Source organism: Pseudomonas sp. P20, assembly GCF_016463925.1.
Classification (GTDB): Bacteria; Pseudomonadota; Gammaproteobacteria; order Pseudomonadales; family Pseudomonadaceae; genus Pseudomonas; species Pseudomonas aeruginosa.
Genome location: NZ_JAEMVM010000003.1, coordinates 263,945 through 284,379, shown reverse-complemented (window position 1 = coordinate 284,379; position 20,435 = coordinate 263,945). Strand labels below are relative to the sequence as shown.

Below are 20,435 nucleotides of genomic sequence, written 5' to 3'. Positions count from 1 at the left end.
CTCAGGCGGCCGCCTTGCCGCGCCGGAAGCTCAGCAGGTAGGCGACCAGGCCGATGAGGAACACCACCCCGGCGCCTTCGCGCAGCCAGTAGAAGATCGCCAGCTGGTCCTGGGTGGCCATGAAGGTCATCGCCGCGCCGTCCGCCGGCATCCGTTGCAGCCAGACCTGCAGCACCCCGGCCGCGGAGAGGAACAGGGTGATAAACACCATCGCCACGGTCATCAGCCAGAAGCCCCACATCTCCAGGACCTGCGAGCGGTTGTCCATCGCCTCGCCGATCCCGCGCAGGCGCGGCATGGCGTAGGAGATGATGGTCATCACGATCATCGCGTAGGCGCCATAGAAGGCCATGTGGCCGTGGGCGGCGGTGAGCTGGGTGCCGTGGGTGTAGTAGTTGACCGGCGCCAGGGTATGCATGAAGCCCCACACTCCCGCGCCGAGGAAGGCCATCACTGTGGTGCCCATGGCCCACAGCGCGACCGCGCGGTTCGGATAGTCGCGGCGGCGGCGGTTGATGGTGTTGAAGGCGAACAGCACCATGGCGAAGAACGGCAGCGGCTCCAGCGCCGAGAATACCGAGCCGAGCCACAGCCAGTAGCCGGGCACGCCGATCCAGAAGTAGTGGTGGCCGGTGCCGATGATGCCGCTGATCAGCGCCATGGCGATGATCACGTAGAGCCACTTCTCGATCACCTCGCGGTCGACCCCGGTGATCTTCACCAGCACGAAGGCGAGGATCGCACCCATGATCAGTTCCCACACGCCTTCCACCCACAGGTGCACCACCCACCACCAGTAGAACTTGTCGCGGGTGAGGTTTTCCGGGTTGTAGAAGGAGAACAGGAACAGCAGGGCGAGGCCGATCAGGCCGGTCATCAGGACCATGCTGATGGCGGTCTTGCGCCCGCGCAGCACGGTCATGCCGACGTTGAACAGGAAGCCCAGGGCGACGATCACGATGCCCGCCTTGCTGATGGTCGGCTGTTCGAGGAACTCGCGGCCCATGGTCGGCCACAGTTCGTTGCCGGTGAGCCTGGCCAGGCCGGCGTAGGGCACCAGCAGGTAGCCGAGGATGGTCAGCACGCCGGCGGCGGCGAATACCCAGAACAGGATCCAGGCCAGCTTCGGGCTGTACAGCTCGCAGTCGCTCTCCTCCGGCACCAGGTAGTAGGCAGCGCCCATGAAGCCGAACAGCAGCCAGACGATCAGCAGGTTGGTGTGCACCATGCGCGCGACGTTGAAGGGGATCGCCGGGAACAGGAAGTCGCCGACCACGTACTGCAGGCCCATGATCAGGCCGAACAGGATCTGCCCGACGAAGAGGATCAGGGCGAACACGAAGTAGGGTTTGGCGACCGCCTGCGAGGCGAATTTCAGGGAGCCATTGGGCGACATCATCAACCCTCCTTGTTCGGCGGCCATTGGTTGGTATCGATCTTCGAGCTCCACTTGAGGAACTCGGCCAGGTCGTCGACCTGGCCCTCGCTGAGATGGAACTGCGGCATGGCGCGGCGGCCCGGCACGTTCAGCGGCTGGATCTTCATCCAGGCCTGGAGGAAGGTGTTGAAGCCCTCCTCGCCGCCACGGCGTCCGACCACGTTGCCCAGCTCCGGCGCGAAGTAGGCGCCCTCGCCGAGCAGGGTGTGGCAGCCGACGCAGTTGTTCTGTTCCCAGACCAGCTTGCCGCGCACCACCGCGGCGCTCATCGCGGCCTCGTTGGTGCGCTCGGGCAGGGTCTTCTCGGTGTGGTAGGTCAGGGCCAGGAACAGCAGGATGAAGAACACACTCCCGCCGAAATAGATGTTCCTGGCCATGCCTTTGGTAAAGGTCTCAGACATGCGGCCTCCTGGAATGGGTGGTGCGGCGATTCTAGGAAGCGGCGGCGGCGAACCCGCTTGATGGCAATCAAGATTCCCGAACGATTTACTCAGTTATTCATCGGCGCCAGGTACAGCGCAGCGCCCACCGCCAGGGCCATCAGCAGCGGCCAGGCCAGCAGCAGGCGGCGCCATAGCGCCGGGGCATGGGCCAGCTCCATGAAGCGCTCGCCGATCAGCCAACCCTTGGCCACCGCGCAGGCCAGCACCGCCGCCAGCAGCCAGGGAGAGTCGCCGGCGCCACCCAGCAGCACACCGGTCACGGCCAGCGCCAGCAACGCCAGCCAGCAGAGGGTCAGGGTTCGCATCGGCACCTCATTGCAGGACGTAGACCAGCGGGAACAGCAGCACCCAGACCAGGTCGACCATGTGCCAGTAGAGCACTCCCGACTCCAGTCCCGAGCAAGCCTGCGGCGTATAACACCGGCGCCAGCAGGCCTGCGCCAGCCAGCCGAGGATCAGCAGGCCGAGCAGGACGTGGAGGAAATGGAAGCCGGTCAGGCACCAGTAGAGGGTGAAGAAAGTGTCGTGCTCGATGTCCAGGCCGAGATCGGCGAGCCGCCCGTACTCGTGCAGCTTCAGGCCGACGTAGACCAGCGCCAGCAGCAGCGCCGCCAGCAACCAGCCGCTCGCCTGGCGCGGCCGTCCGCGGCGCACCGCATGCACCGCCAGCGCGGCGAGCCAGCCGGAGCTGAGCAGGGCCACGGTCAGCAACAGGCCCCAGCGGCTATCCAGTTGCTCCCGGCCGGCACGGAACAGCTCCGGCTGCCAGGCCTGGGCGCCGGCGAACGCCAGCAGCAGCAGGCTGAACACGCTGAGTTCGGCGAGGATGAAGAACCACATCGCCAGGTCGCCGGGCAGGCGCCGCTCGACGGTATCAGGCGACATGGAGATCGACGATGTCCATCAGCGCCGCCACCGTCGCCGGGTCGTCCGAGAGCGGTTCGGCCAGCGCCACCCGGCACGCCTCGCGCGGGTCCATGCCGTCGCCGATGAGGCGCGCGGCGAAGATCAGCAGGCGGGTCGAGGCGACTTCCTCCAGGTCGTGCTGCTCCAGCCGCCGCAGCGCCTGGCCCAACTGCACCAGGCGCTGCGCCAGGGTCTCGGCACAACCGCTCTCGCCGACCAGGATGCGTGCCTCCTGCTGCGCCGCCGGGTAGTCGAAGCGCAACGCGACGAAACGCTGCCGGGTGCTGGGCTTCAGGCCCTTGAGCAGGTTCTGGTAGCCGGGGTTGTAGGACACCACCAGCATGAACGAAGGCGGCGCCTGCAACGTCTCGCCGGTGCGCTCCAGGTACAGCTCGCGGCGGTCGTCGGCCAGCGGGTGGATGGCGACCGTGGTGTCCTGGCGCGCCTCCACCACTTCGTCCAGGTAGCAGATACCGCCTTCGCGCACCGCGCGGGTCAGCGGGCCGTCCTGCCACCAGGTGCCGTCGGCGCCGATCAGATGGCGGCCGAGCAGGTCGGCGGCGCCCAGGTCGTCGTGGCAGGCGACGCTGTACAGCGGCAGTTCCAGGCGCCGCGCCATGTACTGGACGAAGCGGGTCTTGCCGCAACCGGTGGGGCCCTTGAGCAATACCGGCAGGCCGTGCCGCCAGGCGCGCTCGAAGACTTCGATCTCATGGCCGGTGGCCTCGTAGAAGGGTGTCGCGTCCCGCATGTCCTACTCCTGCGCTAGGGATTAGGACCGCACGCTATTCACAGTTGGAAGGTGCCACAAGCGCAAAGCAACGCAATCTTGATTCCGGTCAAGCAAGGGTAAAGACCCTGCTTTCTATGATCCTTTCGCGCCATGAATTCCCGGGAGTTCCCGACGCAGCCCCCCCCAAAACACTGCTAAGGGAGCGCCTCGCAGGGCTCCTGAGGAGATAGACCATGCCATTTGGCAAGCCACTGGTGGGCACCTTGCTCGCCTCGCTGACGCTGCTGGGCCTGGCCACCGCTCACGCCAAGGACGACATGAAAGCCGCCGAGCAATACCAGGGTGCCGCTTCCGCCGTCGATCCCGCTCACGTGGTGCGCACCAACGGTGCCCCCGACATGAGTGAAAGCGAGTTCAACGAGGCCAAGCAGATCTACTTCCAACGCTGCGCCGGTTGCCACGGCGTCCTGCGCAAGGGCGCCACCGGCAAGCCGCTGACCCCGGACATCACCCAGCAACGCGGCCAGCAATACCTGGAAGCGCTGATCACCTACGGCACCCCGCTGGGCATGCCGAACTGGGGCAGCTCCGGCGAGCTGAGCAAGGAACAGATCACCCTGATGGCCAAGTACATCCAGCACACCCCGCCGCAACCGCCGGAGTGGGGCATGCCGGAGATGCGCGAATCGTGGAAGGTGCTGGTGAAGCCGGAGGACCGGCCGAAGAAACAGCTCAACGACCTCGACCTGCCCAACCTGTTCTCGGTGACCCTGCGCGACGCCGGGCAGATCGCCCTGGTCGACGGCGACAGCAAGAAGATCGTCAAGGTCATCGATACCGGCTATGCCGTGCATATCTCGCGGATGTCCGCTTCCGGCCGCTACCTGCTGGTGATCGGCCGCGACGCGCGGATCGACATGATCGACCTGTGGGCCAAGGAGCCGACCAAGGTCGCCGAGATCAAGATCGGCATCGAGGCGCGCTCGGTGGAAAGCTCCAAGTTCAAGGGCTACGAGGACCGCTACACCATCGCCGGCGCCTACTGGCCGCCGCAGTTCGCGATCATGGACGGCGAGACCCTGGAGCCGAAGCAGATCGTCTCCACCCGCGGCATGACCGTAGACACCCAGACCTACCACCCGGAACCGCGCGTGGCGGCGATCATCGCCTCCCACGAGCACCCCGAGTTCATCGTCAACGTGAAGGAGACCGGCAAGGTCCTGCTGGTCAACTACAAGGATATCGACAACCTCACCGTCACCAGCATCGGTGCGGCGCCGTTCCTCCACGACGGCGGCTGGGACAGCAGCCACCGCTACTTCATGACCGCCGCCAACAACTCCAACAAGGTTGCCGTGATCGACTCCAAGGACCGTCGCCTGTCGGCCCTGGTCGACGTCGGCAAGACCCCGCACCCGGGGCGGGGCGCCAACTTCGTACATCCCAAGTACGGCCCGGTGTGGAGCACCAGCCACCTGGGCGACGGCAGCATCTCGCTGATCGGCACCGATCCGAAGAACCATCCGCAGTACGCCTGGAAGAAAGTCGCCGAACTACAGGGCCAGGGCGGCGGCTCGCTGTTCATCAAGACCCATCCGAAGTCCTCGCACCTCTACGTCGACACCACCTTCAACCCCGACGCCAGGATCAGCCAGAGCGTCGCGGTGTTCGACCTGAAGAACCTCGACGCCAAGTACCAGGTGCTGCCGATCGCCGAATGGGCCGATCTCGGCGAAGGCGCCAAGCGGGTGGTGCAGCCCGAGTACAACAAGCGCGGCGATGAAGTCTGGTTCTCGGTGTGGAACGGCAAGAACGACAGCTCCGCGCTGGTGGTGGTGGACGACAAGACCCTGAAGCTCAAGGCCGTGGTCAAGGACCCGCGGCTGATCACCCCGACCGGCAAGTTCAACGTCTACAACACCCAGCACGACGTGTACTGAGACCCGCGTGCGGGGCACGCCCCGCACGCTCCCCCCTACGAGGAACCGTGATGAAACCGTACGCACTGCTTTCGCTGCTCGCCACCGGCACCCTGCTCGCCCAGGGCGCCTGGGCCGAAGACCCCGAAGTGCTGTTCAAGAACAAGGGCTGCGTGGCCTGCCATGCCATCGATACCAAGATGGTCGGCCCGGCCTACAAGGACGTCGCCGCCAAGTTCGCCGGCCAGGCCGGCGCCGAAGCGGAACTCGCGCAGCGGATCAAGAACGGCAGCCAGGGCGTCTGGGGCCCGATCCCGATGCCGCCGAACGCGGTCAGCGACGACGAGGCGCAGACCCTGGCGAAGTGGGTCCTGTCGCAGAAATGAACGCCCCTCCGGACTTCCGGCGCGCCGCCAGCCACGCCTTGTGGCTGGCCCTCGCGCTGACGTTCGCCTGTCCTCTTCCGGGCCTGGCCGACGAGCATCCCGATGCCTGTCGCCAGGCCCAGTTGCGTCACCTGCTGTTGCAGGACTGCGGCTCCTGCCACGGCCTGCGCCTGACCGGCGGCCTCGGCCCGGCGCTGACCCCCGAGGCCCTGCGCGGCAAGCCGCGCGAATCGCTGGTCGCCACCGTGCTCATGGGCCGTCCGCAAACCCCGATGCCCCCCTGGGCCGGCCTGCTCAGCGAAGACGACGCCGGCTGGCTGGTGGACCGCCTGATCGAAGGAGAGATCGCCCCATGAACCTGCGTCCCCTCGCGCCGCTTTTCCTCGCCCTGCTCGCCGGCTGTAGCCAGCAGCCGCCCTTGCGCGGCAGCGGCGACCTCGGCGTGCTGATCGAACGCGCCGACGGCAGCGTGCAGATCCTCGACGGCACGGCGAAGACCTCGCTGGCGCGGGTCGAAGGCCTCGGCGACCTGTCCCACGCCTCCCTGGTGTTCTCCCGCGACCAGCGCTACGCCTACGTATTCGGTCGCGACGGCGGCCTGACCAAGCTCGACCTGCTGGCCCAGCGCATCGACAAGCGCCTGATCCAGGGCGGCAACAGCATCGGCGGAGCGATCAGCCAGGACGGTCGGCTGGTCGCGGTATCCAACTACGAGCCGGGCGGGGTCAAGGTGTTCGACAGCCGCACCCTGGAGCTGGTCGCTGAGATTCCCGCCACCCGCCTCCCCGGCCAGGACAGGAACTCCCGGGTGGTCGGCCTGGTCGACGCGCCCGGGCAGCGCTTCGTGTTCAGCCTGTTCGACAGCGGCGAGATCTGGATCGCCGACTTCAGCCAGGGCGACACGCCGCACCTGACCCGCTTCCGCGATATCGGCAAGCAACCCTACGACGCCCTCATCAGCCCCGACGGGCGCTACTACATGGCCGGGCTGTTCGGCGAGGACGGCATGGCCCAGCTCGACCTCTGGCACCCGGAGCGCGGCGTCAGGCGCGTACTCGGCGACTACGGCCGCGGCCAACGCAAGCTGCCGGTGTACAAGATGCCGCACCTGGAGGGCTGGACCATCGCCAGCGACCAGGCCTTCGTCCCGGCGGTCGGCCATCACCAGGTGCTGGTGCTCGACGCGCGCGACTGGAAGCAGACCGACGCCATCGACGTCGCCGGCCAGCCGGTGTTCGTCATGACTCGACCGGACGACCGGCAGATCTGGGTCAACTTCGCCTACCCGGACAACGACAAGGTGCAGGTCATCGACAGCGAGACCCACGAAGTGATCGAAACCCTACGCCCTGGCCCCGGCGTACTGCACATGGAATTCAGCGGGCGCGGCGACCAGGTCTGGATCTCGGTGCGCGACGCCGACCAGTTGCAGGTCTGGGACCCGTACCGCCTGAAGCGCATCGGCAGCCTTCCGGCCCGCAGCCCGAGCGGCATCTTCTTCAGCCACCGCGCCCAGCACATCGGACTCTAGGAGGCACCATGGACGACCTCTCCCGCCGCCTCCTCGCCCGCTACCAGAAAGGCCTGCCGATCTGCGCGGACCCCTATCGACGGATGGCCGAGACCCTGGGTTGCAGCGAAGCCGAGGTGCTCGAACGGCTGCGTCGCCTGGAAGCCGACGGCGCGTTGTCGCGGGTCGGCCCGGTGCTCCGCCACCAACGCGCCGGGGCCAGCACCCTGGCTGCCCTGGCGGTGCCCGAGGAGCGTCTGCAACGGGTCGCCGAGCGCATCAGCCAGTACGCCGAGGTCAACCACAACTACCAGCGCGAACACCGCTACAACCTGTGGTTCGTGCTCACCGCCGGCGACCGCGCGCAACTCGACCGGGTACTGGCGGAGATCGCCGCCGACACCGGCCTGCAACCCCTCGACCTGCCGATGCAGGAAGCCTACTGCATCGACCTCGCGTTTCCCCTGGAGGCCAGCCGATGAACCCCGTCGAACCCCTCGCCGCGCCGCAGCGGCAACACCTGCGCTACCTGCTGGAACAGGGCCTGCCGCTGGCCAGCCGGCCCTATCGGGTGCTCGCCGAACGCATCGGCGCCGGCGAAGACGAAGTGCTGGAACAGGTCCGCCGCTGGGACGAAGACGGCCTGTTCCGCCGCTTCGGGGTGATCCTCCACCACCGCGCCCTGGGCTATACCGCCAACGCCATGCTGGTGCTGGACGTCGCCGACGCGGAGGTCGACGCCGTCGGCCGCGCCCTCGCCCACGAAACGATCGTCTCGCTCTGTTACCGCCGCCCGCGTCGCCTGCCGATGTGGCCATACAACCTGTTCTGCATGATCCACGGCCGCGAGCGCGGCGAAGTGGAACGCCAGATCGAGGCCCTGCTGGAGCGCCACGCCCTGCGCCAGACACCGCACCGCTGGCTGTTCAGCCTGCGCGCCTACAAGCAGTGCGGCGGCCGCTACACCGCGCCGCCGGCCGACCTGGAGCGCCGCCATGGATGAGTTCGACCGGCGCCTGCTGAACCGCCTGCAACACGGCCTGCCACTGGAGCCGCACCCCTACGCGCTGCTTGCCGCCGAGCTGGATTGCCGCGAGGAAGACATCCTGCGCCGCCTCGATGACCTGCTCGACGACGGCACCCTGACCCGCTTCGGTCCGCTGTTCGATATCGAGCCCCTCGGCGGTGCCTTCACCCTGGCCGCCATGAGCGTGCCGGAGGCGCGTTTCGAAGAGATCGCCGCGCTGCTCGCCGGCTGGCCGCAGGTCGCCCACAACTACCGTCGCGAGCACGCCCTGAACATGTGGCTGGTGGTCGCCTGCGACAGCCCGGCGGAGGTCGCCGAGACCCTCGCACGGCTGGAGCGCGAGAGCGGGCTGGCGGTACTCGACCTGCCCAAGGAGGCGACCTACCATGTCGGCCTGCATTTCCCCCTCTGACGCCCTGCTCGCCCGCCGCCTGATCGAACTGACCCAGGCCGGCCTGCCGCTGGTCGCCGACCCTTGGGCGTGGATCGCCGCGCAACTGCGGCTGAGCGAGGCGGAGACCCTGGCGCTGCTGAAGCGCCTGCGCGACGCCGGGGTGATCCGGCGCATCGCCGCGGTGCCCAACCACTATCGCCTTGGCTACCGGCACAACGGCATGACCGTCTGGGACGTCGCCGACGAACGCATCGAACGCCTCGGCCGGCTGGTCGGCGGGCTGTCCTTCGTCAGCCATTGCTACCGGCGCCCGCGCCATCTGCCGCAGTGGCGCTACAACCTGTTCGCCATGGTCCACGGCCGCAGCGAAGCGGAGATCGAAGGCTACCGCCAGCAGATCCGCCTGCTGCTCGGCGAGGACTGTCGCGCCGACGAGATGCTGGTGAGCAGCCGCATCCTGAAGAAGACCGGCCTGCGCCTGGCGCAGAAGGAGGAACGTCCATGCTGAGGATCAGCCATTACCTGCGCAGCCTCGCCGAGGACGCGCCGACGCCGCGCCGCGCCGGCGGCAGGCGCGCCCCGGTGGTGATCTGGAACCTGCTGCGGCGCTGCAACCTGACCTGCAAGCACTGTTACTCCACCTCCGCCGACAGCGACTTCCGTGGCGAGCTGGAGACCGCGGAAATCCTTCGCGGCATCGACGACCTGCGCGCCGCCGGAGTGCGCGTGCTGATCCTCTCCGGCGGCGAGCCGCTGATGCACCCGGACCTCTTCGAGATCGCCGCCCATGCGTGCCAGGCCGGGATGTTCGTGGCGCTGTCGAGCAACGGTACGCTGATCGACGAAGGCAACATCCAGCGCGTCGCCGAGGCCCGCTTCGACTACGTCGGCATCAGCCTCGACGGCCTGCGCGAGACCCACGACCGCTTCCGCCAGAAGCAGGGCAGCTTCGACGCCGCGCTGGCGGCCATGCGCCTGTGCCGCGAGGCGGATATCCGCGTCGGCATGCGCACCACCCTGACCGAGGAGAACGCCGCGCAACTACCGGCACTGCTCGACCTGATGCGCGAACTCGACGTGCAGAAGTTCTACCTCTCGCACCTCAACTACAGTGGCCGCGGCCGCCGCAGCCGCGCCCTCGACGCCCACCACCGGCGCACCCGCGAGGCCCTCGCGCTGCTCTTCGAACGGGCCGACGAGGACATCCGGCAGGGGCGCGACAGCGACTTCGTCACCGGCAACAACGACGCCGACGCGATCCTTCTCCTCGACTGGCTCAAGCGCCGCCGCCCGCAGCAACTGGCGCGTCTCTGCGAGCTGCTGCTGGACTGGGGCGGCAACGCCTCGGGCGAGGGCATCGCCAACATCGACAACACCGGCGAGGTGCATCCGGACAGCTACTGGTGGCACCACAGCGTCGGCAACATCCGCCATCAGCGCTTCGCCGACTTCTGGTTCGAGCGCCCCGACCCGCTGCTCCTGCAACTGCGCCAGCGCCCGCGACCGGTGGTCGGGCGCTGCAGCCAATGCCGCTGGCTGGACATCTGCAACGGCAACACCCGCACCCGCGCCTGGGCCGGCGGAGAACTCTGGGGCGAAGACCCCGGCTGCTACCTCAGCGATCAGGAAATCGGCCTCGAGCGCATCGCGCTGCACGCCGTCTAAGGAAAGCCTCATGAACACTACCGTGATTCCGCCGTCCCTCCTCGATGTCGATTTCCCTGCCGGCAGCGTCGCCCTGGTCGGCGCCGGCCCCGGCGATCCGGGCCTGCTCACCCTGCGCGCCTGGGCCCTGCTGCAACAGGCCGAGGTGGTGGTCTACGACCGCCTGGTCGCCCGCGAGCTGATCGCCCTTCTGCCGGAAAGCTGCCAGCGCATCTACGTCGGCAAGCGCTGCGGCCACCACAGCCTGCCGCAGGAAGAAATCAACGAGCTGCTGGTGCGCCTGGCCCGGCAGCAACGCCGGGTGGTCCGCCTGAAAGGCGGCGACCCGTTCATCTTCGGTCGCGGCGCCGAGGAGCTGGAGCGCCTGCTCGAAGCCGGCGTCGACTGCCAGGTGGTCCCCGGCGTCACCGCCGCCTCCGGTTGCAGTACCTACGCCGGCATCCCGCTGACCCACCGCGACCTCGCCCAGTCCTGCACCTTCGTCACCGGCCACCTGCAGAACGACGGCCGCCTCGACCTCGACTGGGCCGGCCTGGCGCGCGGCAAGCAGACCCTGGTGTTCTACATGGGCCTGGGCAACCTCGCCGAGATCGCCGCGCGCCTGGTCGAGCACGGCCTCGCCAGCGACACCCCGGCGGCGCTGGTCAGCCAGGGCACCCAGGCGGGCCAGCAGGTGACCCGCGGCGCCCTTTCCGAGCTGCCGGCGCTGGCGCGGCGCTACCAGTTGAAGCCGCCGACGCTGATCGTCGTCGGCCAGGTGGTGGCGCTCTTCGCCGAGCGCGCGATGGCGCATCCGTCACACCTGGGCGCCGGCTCGCCGGTCAGCCGCGAGGCCGTCGCATGCGCCTGATCGGCCTCGCCCTCGGCCTGCTCCTCGGCGCCCCCGCGCAGGCCGGCGAAGCGCCGGGGGAAGCGCTCTACCGCCAGCACTGCCAGGCCTGCCACGGCGCCGGGCGGCTCGGCGGCAGCGGCCCGACCCTGCTCCCGGAAAGCCTTTCGCGGCTGAAGCCGGCGCAGGCCCGCGAGGTGATCCTGCACGGACGCCCGGCAACCCAGATGGCCGGCTTTGCCGGTCAATTGGACGACGCCGCGGCGGACGCCCTGGTCGCCTATCTCTACCAGACGCCGCCGCGCGAACCGCAGTGGAGCGCCGAGGACATCCGGGCCAGCCAGGTTCAGCCGCATCCCCTCGCCACCCTGCCGTCCAGGCCTCGCTTCGAGGCCGACCCGCTGAACCTGTTCGTGGTGGTGGAATCCGGCGACCACCACGTGACCATCCTCGACGGCGATCGCTTCGAGCCCATCGCCCGCTTCCCATCGCGCTACGCCCTGCACGGTGGTCCGAAGTTCTCCCCGGACGGGCGCCTGGTGTACTTCGCCTCGCGCGACGGCTGGGTGACCCTCTACGACCTGTACAACCTGAAGGTGGTCGCCGAGGTCCGCGCCGGCCTCAACACGCGCAACCTGGCGGTCAGCGACGACGGGCGCTGGGTCCTGGTGGGCAACTACCTGCCCGGCAACCTGGTGCTGCTGGACGCCCGCGACCTGTCCCTGGTGCAGGTCATCCCGGCGGCCGACGCCCAGGGCCAGGCCTCGCGGGTCAGCGCGGTATACACGGCACCGCCGCGACACAGCTTCGTGGTCGCCCTGAAGGACGTCCACGAGCTGTGGGAGCTGCCCTATGCCAACGGCAAGCCGGTCGCGCCGAAACGGTTAGCGGTGGCCGACTACCTCGACGACTTCTCCTTCAGCCCCGACTACCGCTACCTGCTGGGCAGCTCGCGGCAGGCCAGGGGCGGCGAGGTGATCGAACTGGACAGCGGCGCGCGGGTCGCCTCGATCCCGCTGTCGGGCATGCCGCACCTCGGCTCGGGCATCTACTGGAAGCGCGACGGGCGCTGGGTGTTCGCCACGCCGAACATCAGCCGCGGGGTGATCTCGGTGATCGACCTGCAAAACTGGAAGCCGTTGAAGGAAATCGTCACCGACGGCCCCGGCTTCTTCATGCGCAGCCATGCCGACTCGCCCTACGCCTGGACCGATACCTTCCTTGGCAAGAAACACGACGAGATCCTGCTGATCGACAAGCAGACCCTGGAAATCGCCCATCGCCTGCGCCCCAGCCCGGGCAAGGTGGCCGGCCACGTCGAGTTCACCCGCGACGGCCGCTACGCCCTGCTCAGCGTCTGGGACCGCGACGGCGCGCTGGTGGTCTACGACGCGCACAGCCTGGAGGAAGTGAAGCGACTGCCGATGAACAAGCCGTCGGGCAAGTACAACGTCGGCAACAAGATCGGCTATGCGGAGGGAACCTCGCACTGAGGCTCGGGCGAGACGCCATCAACGGATATCCCCGTATCCTCCGCGACGGACCGCGACAACCCTGTCCCATCACGGCACGAGAAAAACCAGGGGAATGGCGGATAACCGCAAGCGGTTATTCGCCCTACCGCCCGTCCCGCGCGAGGAGCCGTAGGGCGCATAACGCCAACGGCGTTATCCGCCGATCACCCTGTCCCATCACGGCCCCGAGAAAACCACGGGAATGGCGGATAACCGCAAGCGGTTATTCGCCCTACCGCCCACCCTGCGCGAGGAGCCGTAGGGCGCATAACGCCAACGGCGTTATCCGCCGATCACCCTGTCCCATCACGGCCCCGAGAAAACCCTGGGAATGGCGGATAGCCGCAAGCGGATATCCCCCCACCCGTCCCGCGCGCCGAGCCCCCGGCGCCCAGAAAAAAGCCCCGCATCGCGGGGCTTTCCGTCTCAGGCGCCAGGCCTCAGAACTGCTCGGCGTCCAGCAGGTACAGCGACTCGCTGCCGGCGCGCACGGAGGCGCTCAGGGAATGGATGCGCGGCAGCAGGCGGGCGAAGTAGAAGCGCGCGGTACCCAGCTTGCTGGCGTAGAAGTCGTCCTCGCCCTGCTTGGCCAGCGCGGTGCGCGCCATCAATGCCCACATGTAGGCATAGGCGGTGTAGCCGAACACATGCAGGTATTCGACCGACGCCGCGCCGATCTCGTTGGGATTGCCCTTGGCGCGGTCGAGCAGCCAGGCGGTCAGCTCTTCCAGGTTCTCCACGGCGGCCGCCAGCGGCTTGCTGAACTCGCCCAGGGCCTCGTCGGCGGAAGCGACGAAGGCCTTGATCTCGTCGGTGAAGTGACGGGAGAAGGCGCCGCCGCTGCCGATCACCTTGCGCCCCACCAGGTCGAGCGCCTGAATGCCATTGGTGCCTTCGTAGATCTGCGTGATGCGACAGTCGCGCACCAGTTGCTCCTGGCCCCATTCGCGGATGAAGCCGTGGCCACCGAAGATCTGCTGGCCATGGATGGTGGTTTCCAGCCCCATGTCGGTGAGGAATGCCTTGGCCACCGGGGTCAGCAGCGCCACCAGCTCTTCCGCGCGCTTGCGGGTGACCGCGTCTTCGCTGTACTTGGCGGTGTCCAGCTGCATCGCGACGTAGCTGGAGAAGGCGCGGCCGCCTTCGTTCAGCGCCTTCATGGTGAGCAGCATGCGACGCACGTCGGGGTGCACGATGATCGGGTCGGCGGCCTTGTCCTTGGCCACCGGGCCGGTCGGCGCGCGGCTCTGGATACGCTCGCGGGCATATTCGATGGCGCTCTGGTAGGAGCGCTCGCCAGTGGCCAGGCCCTGGATGCCGACGCCAAGGCGCTCGTAGTTCATCATGGTGAACATCGCCGCCAGGCCCTTGTTGACCTCGCCCACCAGCCAACCGGTAGCGCCGTCGAAGTTCATCACGCAGGTGGCCGAGGCCTTGATCCCCATCTTGTGCTCGATGGAGCCGCAACCCAGGCTGTTCTTCTCGCCCAGCGAGCCATCGGCGTTGACCAGCACCTTCGGTACCAGGAACAGCGAGATGCCCTTCGGCCCGGCCGGGGCGTCGGGCAGCTTGGCCAGCACCAGGTGGATGATGTTCTCGGTCAGGTCATGCTCGCCGCCGGTGATGAAGATCTTGGTCCCGCTGATCTTGTAGGAGCCGTCGGCCTGCGGCTCGGCCCTGGTGCGGATGATGCCCAGGTCGGTGCCGGCATGCGGCTCGGTCAGGCACATGGAACCGGCCCAGATACCGGCGTACATGTTCGGCAGGTACTTGTCCTTCAGTTCGTCGCTGGCATGGGCATTGAGCGCCAGGCAGGCGCCGGCGGTCAGCATCGGATACAGGCCGAACGACAGGTTGGCCGAGTTGACCAGTTCCTCGACCTGCGCCGAGATCACCTTGGGCATACCCATGCCGCCGTAGGCCGGATCACCGCCGACGCCGACCCAGCCGCCTTCGGCGTAGGTCCGGTAGGCCTCGGGGAAGCCGGCCGGGGTGCTCACCGCGCCAGCGTTCCACTGGCAGCCTTCCTCGTCGCCCGGACGGTTCAGCGGGGCGATGGTACCGGCGGTGACCTTGCCGGCCTCTTCGAGGATCGCCGCGGCGGTCTCGGCGTCGACCACTTCGGCCAGCGCCGGCAGTTGCGCCCAGAGCCGGGAGACCTCGAACACCTCATTGAGGACGAAGCGCATGTCGCGCAGCGGAGCTTTGTAATCAGCCATGTGGGGAATCCTCGATCGTACCGATCGCCGGCCGGGGGCCAGCGGCAACAAAATGGAGGCACGAGAGGCGTGCCGCGGCCGAGTCTACACCACCAACATTTCGGACTTGTAGCGTCACGTCGTGACCGTAAAGTCTATATCGGTCTTCTATGCGACAGGCATGAGAAAGCCCGCTTTTCGCGGGCTCGAGCGAGTTCGCCGGGAGTCCGACGGGCCCGGCGGGTGCGGGAGAAACCGGGGGAAGAAGCGCCGCGCCCCTGCCCCGGCAGCCGCTAGAGCGAAAACTGCTCCGCCGACAGGCTCATCAGGCCCGCCGCGCCGGCCTGGATCGCCGCGGCGTGCGCCGCGGTGCGCGGCAGCAGGCGACTGAAGTAGAAGTCGGCGGTGGCCAGCTTGGCTTCGTAGAACGCGGCCTCGCCGCTGCCGGCATCCAGCTTCTCGCGCGCCACCAGGGCGATGCGCAACCAGAAATAGGCCAGGGTCACGTAGCCGGAGAACATCAGGTAGTCCACCGAGGCGGCGCCCACTTCGTCGGCATTCTTCATCGCCGCCAGGCCCACCTGCTGGGTCAGTTCGCCCCACTGCGCGTTCAGCGCCGCCAGTTGCGCGACCTGTCCCTTCAGTTGCGGATGCTCGGCCTGGGCCTGGCACAACTGGTGGACCAGTTTGGTGAAACCGCGCAACAGCTTGCCCTGGCTGCCCAGTACCTTGCGGCCGAGCAGGTCGAGGGCCTGGATGCCGTTGGTGCCTTCGTAGATCTGTGCGATGCGGCAATCGCGGACCAACTGCTCCATGCCCCACTCGCGGATGTAGCCGTGGCCGCCGTAGACCTGCATGCCGAGGTTGGTCACCTCCTGCCCGGTCTCGGTCATGAAGGCCTTGCAGATCGGTGTCAGGAAGGCCAGCAGGTCGGCGGCCCGCTCGCGCTCGGCGGCGTCCTGCGACAGGTGCTCGGTGTCGAGCAACTGGGCGGTGAAGTAGGCCAGCGCGCGGTTGCCTTCGTTGAACGCCTTCATGGTCAGCAGCATGCGCCGCACGTCGGGGTGCACGATGATCGGGTCGGCCGGCTTGTCCGGCGCCTTCGGCCCGGTCAGCGAGCGCATCTGCAAGCGCTCCCGGGCGTAGCGCACGGCGCCCTGGTAACTGGTCTCGCCAAGGCACAGGCCCTGCATGCCGGTGCCCAGGCGGGCGTGGTTCATCATGGTGAACATGCAGTGCAGGCCCTTGTTCGGCTCGCCGATCAGGTAGCCGGTGGCGCCGTCGAAGTTCATCACACAGGTGGCCGAGGCCTTGATCCCCATCTTGTGCTCGATGGAGCCACAGGAGACCGCATTGCGCGCGCCCACGTTACCTTCGGCGTCGGGTAGGAACTTCGGCACGATGAACAGCGAGATACCCTTGGTCCCGGCCGGCGCATCGGGAAGCTTGGCCAGCACCAGGTGGACGATGTTCTCGCTCAGGTCGTGCTCGCCGGCGGAGATGAAGATCTTCGTCCCGCTGATCGCATGGCTGCCGTCGGCGTTCGGCACCGCGCGGGTCTTGATGATGCCCAAGTCGGTGCCGCAGTGCGGCTCGGTCAGGCACATGGTGCCGGTCCAGGTGCCGGCGGTCATCCGCGCCAGGTAGAGGTCCTTCTGCGCCTGGCTGCCGTGGGCGTGGATCGCCGACATGGCGCCGCGGGTCAGGCCCGGGTACATGCCCCAGGAGACATTGCTGGCGCCGATCATCTCGCTGAGCAGCAGACCCAGCGAGTGCGGCAGGCCCTGGCCGCCGTACGCGGGATCGCTGGCGACACCGTTCCAGCCACCCTCGACGTACTGTGCATAGGCTTCCTTGAAACCCTTGGGCGTGGTCACCACGCCGTTGTCGAAGTGGCAGCCCTCTTCGTCGCCGGAGCGGTTCAGCGGCGCCAGAACCTGTTCGCAGAATTTCGACCCTTCATCGAGGATCGCCGCCACCATGTCCGGGGTCGCGTCGCTGGCGCCGAGCGCCTGGTAGCGCCCATGGAAGTCGAATACCTCATCGATCAGGAAGCGCATGTCGCGCAGCGGAGCCTTGTATTCCGGCATCTCTGTTCTCCTCGGCAGGGGCGCCCCACAGGCGCGAATCCCTCGAAGCTACTGCGCCGGGCGGGCGCCTACAATCACGCTGCGGACGCTGAATGCAACGCCATAACCCCGAGGTCGGAAGGCCAGGATGCAGCGGATCGCAGGCATGAAAAAGCCCGCCGAAGGGCGGGCTCTTTCTCACCTGGGGAACGGGCCGCCAGCGGCCCGTGCCATCAGTAACCGAGGGCGAAATCTTCCTCGGCCATCTCCATCAGGTTGCTGGCGCCGGACAGCATGGCGGCGACGTGGGCGCGGGTACGCGGCAGGATGCGCTGGAAGTAGAAGCGCGCGGTCTGCAGCTTGGCCTTGTAGAAGGCTTCCTCGCCGGTGCCGGCGGCCAGCTTCTCGGCGGCCAGGCGCGCCATGTCGGCCCAGAAGTAGGCCAGGCAGGCGTAGCCGGAGTACATCAGGTAGTCCACCGAAGCGGCGCCGACTTCCTCGCGATCCTTCATGGCGGCCATGCCGACCTTCATGGTCAGGTCGCCCCACTCCTTGTTCAGCTGCGCCAGCGGAGCGACGAATTCCTTGACGGCTTCGTTGGCTTCGTTGGCCTGGCAGAACTTGTGCACGATCTTGGTGAAGCCCTTCAGCGCCTCGCCCTGGGTCATCAGCACCTTGCGACCCAGCAGGTCGAGGGCCTGAACGCCGGTGGTGCCTTCGTACAGCATCGAGATGCGGCTGTCGCGGACGTTCTGCTCCATGCCGTGTTCGGCGATGAAACCGTGGCCACCGAAGATCTGCACGCCGTGGTTGGCGGACTCGAAGCCGACTTCGGTCATGAACGCCTTGGCGATCGGCGTGAGGAAGGCCAGCATCGAGTCGGCGGCTTTCTTCTGCTCTTCGTCCTGGCTGCGCTGGACGATGTCGACCTGCTTGGCGGCGAAGTACAGCATCGCGCGGTTGCCTTCGGCGAAGGCCTTCATGGTCAGCAGCATGCGGCGCACGTCAGGATGCACGATGATCGGGTCGGCGGGCTTCTCGGGCGCCTTCGGACCGGTCAGCGAGCGCATCTGCAGACGCTCGCGAGCATAGGCGATGCCGCCCTGGAAACCGACTTCGGCATGGGCCAGGCCTTGCAGCGCGGTACCCAGGCGAGCGGTGTTCATGAAGGTGAACATGCAGTTCAGGCCCTTGTTCGGCGGGCCGATCAGGAAGCCGGTGGCGGCGTCGAAGTTCATCACGCAGGTGGCGTTGCCGTGGATGCCCATCTTGTGCTCGATGGAACCGCAGGAAACCGCGTTGCGCTCGCCGGCGTTGCCTTCGGCGTTGGGCAGGAACTTCGGCACGATGAACAGCGAGATGCCCTTGGTGCCCTGCGGGGCGTCGGGCAGGCGGGCCAGGACGATATGGACGATGTTGTCGGCCATGTCGTGCTCGCCGGCGGAGATGAAGATCTTGGTGCCGGTGACCTTGTAGCTACCGTCGGCCTGCGGCTCGGCCTTGGTGCGCAGCATGCCCAGGTCGGTGCCGCAGTGCGGCTCGGTCAGGCACATGGTGCCGGTCCACTCGCCGGAGACCAGCTTGGTCAGGTAGGTTGCCTGCTGCTCGGCGGTGCCGTGGGCATGCAGGGTGTTCATGGCGCCGTGGGACAGGCCCGGGTACATGCCCCAGGACCAGTTGGCCTGGCCGACCATCTCGCTGATGGCCAGGCCGAGGGATTCCGGCAGACCCTGGCCGCCGTGCTCGACGTCATGGGCCAGGCTCGGCCAGCCGCCTTCGACGAACTGCTGGTAGGCCTCCTTGAAGCCGGTCGGGGTCTTCACGCCGTCGGCGCTCCAGGTGCAGCCTTCCAGGTCGCCAACGCGGTTCAGCGGAGCGATCACCTGTTCGCAGAACTTCGCACCTTCCTCGAGGATGGCGTTGACCATGTCGGGAGTCGCGTCTTCGGCGCCCGGCAGGCTCTGGTAGTGCGCTTCGTAGCCCAGCAGCTCGTCGCGAACGAAACGGATATCACGCAAGGGGGCCTTGTAATCAGGCATAGCAGTCAACCTCTACGAAGGGTTCTGGTTAATCGGCGACCGGACGGATGTCCAGAGTCTGCGGTCGCAGTGCGGGATCGCTCCCGGTCGCCTTGCCGGACGCACTCATGCGTCCCGGCTCTCAAACAGGCGTTTGAAACATACGTTTACGCCAATCCCTTGTCAAGCATCCGAACCGACCGCTCGGTCATGCCCGAAATCACTGGCAGCCACGTCCTTCCAAAGCACTTTCGTCTCTCTCAGTAAAGCCCATGGCGAAGCGCCCGGCAGGCTTCAGGGGCCGCCGGGTGACAGTCGGAAAAGGAAGGGTCGGGGCGGCCGCTGCCGGCCGCCAGGAAGTCAGGCGTGGGTATCGATCAGGGTACCGAGGGTCTCGTCGGCTACCTCGATGACCCGGGCGCCGCTCTGCGCCTCGAGCTTGCCGCGGGTCAGTTCGACCATCTGCTCGGCCTGGGGCGAACGGGCCTCCACGGTATTGCGGGCGATCTCGCTGCCGGCCTGGGCGACGCGGGCGCTGCCCGACTGCACCGCGTTGAGGCCACTGACGAAAGCGTTGCCGGAAATTTCCACCCTCTACTCCTGGGGACGCGCACGCGCCACTGCGATAGCAAGTGGCTTCTATTCAAGCAGACTTGGCCGGCGCTGGGTACCGCCCGTTGGTTATGGACGGCCCGCTGTTTATAGCCCGATACCCAGGGGCCGCAGGTCGAGGTGTGCGGCCACAGCCGCGGGAGTGGCTTCCTCCAGGCGCGGTACCCGACCCAGGCAGGGCGCCGGCAGGCGTTCGGCGAGGGTCGCCAGGTTCTCTTCCAGGCGCGAGGTAGCCGGGTCGACGACGTTGGCCACCCAGCCGGCCAGCGCCAGGCCGTCGCCCAGGATCGCCTCGGCGCTGAGCAGCGCATGGTTGATACAGCCCAGGCGCACGCCGACCACCAGCACCACCGGCAGCGCCAGCAGGCGCGCCAGGTCGGACAGGTTCTCGCGGCCCAGCAACGGCACGCGCCATCCGCCGGCGCCCTCCACCAGGGTGAAATCGGCCTGTAGCGCCAGCACCTCGCGCACCGCCTCGTGCAAGCGTGCGGCGCTCAGTTCGACGCCAGCCTCGCGCGCCGCCAGGTGCGGGGCGATGGCCGGTGCGAAGGCCAGCGGGTTGACCTGCTCGTAGGCCAGCGCCAGCGAGCACTGGCCGAGCAACACCAACGCGTCGCCATTGCGCAGGCCTTGCGCCGTAGGCTCGCAGCCGGAGGCCACCGGCTTCGCCGCGGCGGTGCTCAGGCCGGCACTCCGGGCCGCGTGGAGCAGGCCGGCGGCGATGGTGGTCTTGCCGATCTCGGTGTCGGTACCGGTGACGAAGAACGCCGGCAT

The 20,435-nt window shown here is 67.7% G+C and carries 21 protein-coding genes; 11 read left to right on the top strand and 10 right to left on the bottom strand.

The window, feature by feature from the left end; genetic code table 11:
• Nucleotide 1: 1 nt before the first annotated feature.
• From norB to nirQ, 5 genes are all read right to left on the bottom strand, one after another.
• Nucleotides 2-1,399, bottom strand: a complete 1,398-nt coding sequence (gene norB, locus JHD77_RS05505; RefSeq protein ID WP_003084883.1) for a nitric-oxide reductase subunit NorB — start codon at nucleotides 1,397-1,399, stop codon at nucleotides 2-4.
• Nucleotides 1,399-1,839, bottom strand: coding sequence for a nitric oxide reductase subunit NorC (gene norC, locus JHD77_RS05500; RefSeq protein WP_003084881.1), 441 nt, complete (start codon nucleotides 1,837-1,839; stop codon nucleotides 1,399-1,401). Before norC ends, norB begins: the two co-directional genes overlap by 1 nt.
• Nucleotides 1,840-1,928: 89 nt before the next feature.
• Nucleotides 1,929-2,186: a cytochrome C oxidase subunit IV family protein gene (locus tag JHD77_RS05495; protein WP_031756027.1), complete on the bottom strand. Its 258-nt coding sequence runs from the start codon at nucleotides 2,184-2,186 to the stop codon at nucleotides 1,929-1,931.
• Between the two features lie 7 nt (nucleotides 2,187-2,193).
• A complete protein-coding gene (locus tag JHD77_RS05490) occupies nucleotides 2,194-2,721 on the bottom strand; it encodes a cytochrome c oxidase subunit 3 (RefSeq protein WP_003118864.1) in 528 nt (175 codons plus the stop codon).
• A gap of 34 nt (nucleotides 2,722-2,755) precedes the next feature.
• The gene (gene nirQ, locus JHD77_RS05485) at nucleotides 2,756-3,538 is read right to left on the bottom strand and encodes a transcriptional regulator NirQ (protein ID WP_003113240.1); all 783 of its coding nucleotides are present in this window, start codon (nucleotides 3,536-3,538) and stop codon (nucleotides 2,756-2,758) included.
• 215 nt (nucleotides 3,539-3,753) lie between these two features.
• Here nirQ and nirS point away from each other — a divergent pair, with 215 nt between their 5' ends.
• From nirS to nirN, 11 genes are read left to right on the top strand one after another with little or no spacing between them, the layout of a single operon-like run.
• Nucleotides 3,754-5,460: a nitrite reductase gene (nirS, locus tag JHD77_RS05480; protein ID WP_003111532.1), complete on the top strand. Its 1,707-nt coding sequence runs from the start codon at nucleotides 3,754-3,756 to the stop codon at nucleotides 5,458-5,460.
• 50 nt (nucleotides 5,461-5,510) lie between these two features.
• Nucleotides 5,511-5,825 (top strand): cytochrome C-551, encoded by a 315-nt coding sequence (nirM, locus tag JHD77_RS05475; RefSeq protein WP_003084872.1) that lies wholly within the window; start codon nucleotides 5,511-5,513, stop codon nucleotides 5,823-5,825.
• Entirely contained in the window at nucleotides 5,822-6,181 is a 360-nt protein-coding gene (gene nirC, locus JHD77_RS05470) for a cytochrome c55X (RefSeq protein WP_031756029.1), read from the top strand. The genes nirM and nirC overlap by 4 nt, the downstream gene beginning before the upstream one ends.
• Nucleotides 6,178-7,356, top strand: a complete 1,179-nt coding sequence (nirF, locus tag JHD77_RS05465) for a heme d1 biosynthesis protein NirF (RefSeq protein ID WP_003084866.1) — start codon at nucleotides 6,178-6,180, stop codon at nucleotides 7,354-7,356. Before nirC ends, nirF begins: the two co-directional genes overlap by 4 nt.
• 8 nt (nucleotides 7,357-7,364) lie before the next feature.
• The gene (locus tag JHD77_RS05460; protein ID WP_023114728.1) at nucleotides 7,365-7,817 is read left to right on the top strand and encodes an AsnC family transcriptional regulator; all 453 of its coding nucleotides are present in this window, start codon (nucleotides 7,365-7,367) and stop codon (nucleotides 7,815-7,817) included.
• Nucleotides 7,814-8,338, top strand: coding sequence for a siroheme decarboxylase subunit beta (gene ahbB, locus JHD77_RS05455; RefSeq protein WP_003111534.1), 525 nt, complete (start codon nucleotides 7,814-7,816; stop codon nucleotides 8,336-8,338). Before JHD77_RS05460 ends, ahbB (JHD77_RS05455) begins: the two co-directional genes overlap by 4 nt.
• Nucleotides 8,331-8,774 carry an Lrp/AsnC family transcriptional regulator gene (locus JHD77_RS05450; protein ID WP_003084860.1) on the top strand — a complete coding sequence of 148 codons (444 nt, stop codon included), beginning with the start codon at nucleotides 8,331-8,333 and terminating at the stop codon, nucleotides 8,772-8,774. The genes ahbB (JHD77_RS05455) and JHD77_RS05450 overlap by 8 nt, the downstream gene beginning before the upstream one ends.
• Nucleotides 8,749-9,264 (top strand): siroheme decarboxylase subunit beta, encoded by a 516-nt coding sequence (gene ahbB, locus JHD77_RS05445; RefSeq protein ID WP_003084858.1) that lies wholly within the window; start codon nucleotides 8,749-8,751, stop codon nucleotides 9,262-9,264. The genes JHD77_RS05450 and ahbB (JHD77_RS05445) overlap by 26 nt, the downstream gene beginning before the upstream one ends.
• Entirely contained in the window at nucleotides 9,258-10,421 is a 1,164-nt protein-coding gene (nirJ, locus tag JHD77_RS05440; RefSeq protein WP_031756031.1) for a heme d1 biosynthesis radical SAM protein NirJ, read from the top strand. The genes ahbB (JHD77_RS05445) and nirJ overlap by 7 nt, the downstream gene beginning before the upstream one ends.
• 10 nt (nucleotides 10,422-10,431) lie before the next feature.
• On the top strand, nucleotides 10,432-11,271 hold the full coding sequence (gene cobA / locus JHD77_RS05435; protein ID WP_031756033.1) for a uroporphyrinogen-III C-methyltransferase: 840 nt from the start codon (nucleotides 10,432-10,434) through the stop codon (nucleotides 11,269-11,271).
• On the top strand, nucleotides 11,262-12,743 hold the full coding sequence (nirN, locus tag JHD77_RS05430; RefSeq protein ID WP_031756035.1) for a dihydro-heme d1 dehydrogenase: 1,482 nt from the start codon (nucleotides 11,262-11,264) through the stop codon (nucleotides 12,741-12,743). The genes cobA and nirN overlap by 10 nt, the downstream gene beginning before the upstream one ends.
• Before the next feature lie 461 nt (nucleotides 12,744-13,204).
• On the opposite strand, the gene JHD77_RS05425 is transcribed toward nirN, so the two are convergent.
• From JHD77_RS05425 to bioD, 5 genes are all read right to left on the bottom strand, one after another.
• Nucleotides 13,205-14,983, bottom strand: a complete 1,779-nt coding sequence (locus JHD77_RS05425; protein ID WP_003113245.1) for an acyl-CoA dehydrogenase C-terminal domain-containing protein — start codon at nucleotides 14,981-14,983, stop codon at nucleotides 13,205-13,207.
• A gap of 272 nt (nucleotides 14,984-15,255) precedes the next feature.
• Nucleotides 15,256-17,052, bottom strand: a complete 1,797-nt coding sequence (locus tag JHD77_RS05420) for an acyl-CoA dehydrogenase C-terminal domain-containing protein (RefSeq protein ID WP_003103343.1) — start codon at nucleotides 17,050-17,052, stop codon at nucleotides 15,256-15,258.
• Between the two features lie 212 nt (nucleotides 17,053-17,264).
• Nucleotides 17,265-19,070 (bottom strand): phenylacyl-CoA dehydrogenase, encoded by a 1,806-nt coding sequence (locus JHD77_RS05415; protein ID WP_003103341.1) that lies wholly within the window; start codon nucleotides 19,068-19,070, stop codon nucleotides 17,265-17,267.
• A gap of 339 nt (nucleotides 19,071-19,409) precedes the next feature.
• Nucleotides 19,410-19,640, bottom strand: coding sequence for a hypothetical protein (locus tag JHD77_RS05410; RefSeq protein ID WP_003103338.1), 231 nt, complete (start codon nucleotides 19,638-19,640; stop codon nucleotides 19,410-19,412).
• A 108-nt stretch (nucleotides 19,641-19,748) separates the two neighbouring features.
• A complete protein-coding gene (bioD, locus tag JHD77_RS05405; protein WP_003103336.1) occupies nucleotides 19,749-20,435 on the bottom strand; it encodes a dethiobiotin synthase in 687 nt (228 codons plus the stop codon).

What these genes read in the sequence shown, in the direction of transcription:
- JHD77_RS05460 (WP_023114728.1), top strand. Translation starts at nt 7,365, where the DNA reads ATGGACGACCTCTCCCGCCGCCTCCTCGCCCGCTACCAGAAAGGCCTG.
- ahbB (WP_003084858.1), top strand. Translation starts at nt 8,749, where the DNA reads ATGTCGGCCTGCATTTCCCCCTCTGACGCCCTGCTCGCCCGCCGCCTG.
- nirN (WP_031756035.1), top strand. Translation starts at nt 11,262, where the DNA reads ATGCGCCTGATCGGCCTCGCCCTCGGCCTGCTCCTCGGCGCCCCCGCG.
- norB (WP_003084883.1), bottom strand. Translation starts at nt 1,399, where the DNA reads ATGATGTCGCCCAATGGCTCCCTGAAATTCGCCTCGCAGGCGGTCGCC.
- norC (WP_003084881.1), bottom strand. Translation starts at nt 1,839, where the DNA reads ATGTCTGAGACCTTTACCAAAGGCATGGCCAGGAACATCTATTTCGGC.
- nirC (WP_031756029.1), top strand. Translation starts at nt 5,822, where the DNA reads ATGAACGCCCCTCCGGACTTCCGGCGCGCCGCCAGCCACGCCTTGTGG.
- nirM (WP_003084872.1), top strand. Translation starts at nt 5,511, where the DNA reads ATGAAACCGTACGCACTGCTTTCGCTGCTCGCCACCGGCACCCTGCTC.
- cobA (WP_031756033.1), top strand. Translation starts at nt 10,432, where the DNA reads ATGAACACTACCGTGATTCCGCCGTCCCTCCTCGATGTCGATTTCCCT.
- JHD77_RS05490 (WP_003118864.1), bottom strand. Translation starts at nt 2,721, where the DNA reads ATGTGGTTCTTCATCCTCGCCGAACTCAGCGTGTTCAGCCTGCTGCTG.
- bioD (WP_003103336.1), bottom strand. Translation starts at nt 20,435, where the DNA reads ATGCCGGCGTTCTTCGTCACCGGTACCGACACCGAGATCGGCAAGACC.
- JHD77_RS05495 (WP_031756027.1), bottom strand. Translation starts at nt 2,186, where the DNA reads ATGCGAACCCTGACCCTCTGCTGGCTGGCGTTGCTGGCGCTGGCCGTG.
- ahbB (WP_003111534.1), top strand. Translation starts at nt 7,814, where the DNA reads ATGAACCCCGTCGAACCCCTCGCCGCGCCGCAGCGGCAACACCTGCGC.
- nirQ (WP_003113240.1), bottom strand. Translation starts at nt 3,538, where the DNA reads ATGCGGGACGCGACACCCTTCTACGAGGCCACCGGCCATGAGATCGAA.
- nirF (WP_003084866.1), top strand. Translation starts at nt 6,178, where the DNA reads ATGAACCTGCGTCCCCTCGCGCCGCTTTTCCTCGCCCTGCTCGCCGGC.
- JHD77_RS05450 (WP_003084860.1), top strand. Translation starts at nt 8,331, where the DNA reads ATGGATGAGTTCGACCGGCGCCTGCTGAACCGCCTGCAACACGGCCTG.
- nirJ (WP_031756031.1), top strand. Translation starts at nt 9,258, where the DNA reads ATGCTGAGGATCAGCCATTACCTGCGCAGCCTCGCCGAGGACGCGCCG.
- JHD77_RS05425 (WP_003113245.1), bottom strand. Translation starts at nt 14,983, where the DNA reads ATGGCTGATTACAAAGCTCCGCTGCGCGACATGCGCTTCGTCCTCAAT.
- JHD77_RS05415 (WP_003103341.1), bottom strand. Translation starts at nt 19,070, where the DNA reads ATGCCTGATTACAAGGCCCCCTTGCGTGATATCCGTTTCGTTCGCGAC.
- JHD77_RS05420 (WP_003103343.1), bottom strand. Translation starts at nt 17,052, where the DNA reads ATGCCGGAATACAAGGCTCCGCTGCGCGACATGCGCTTCCTGATCGAT.
- nirS (WP_003111532.1), top strand. Translation starts at nt 3,754, where the DNA reads ATGCCATTTGGCAAGCCACTGGTGGGCACCTTGCTCGCCTCGCTGACG.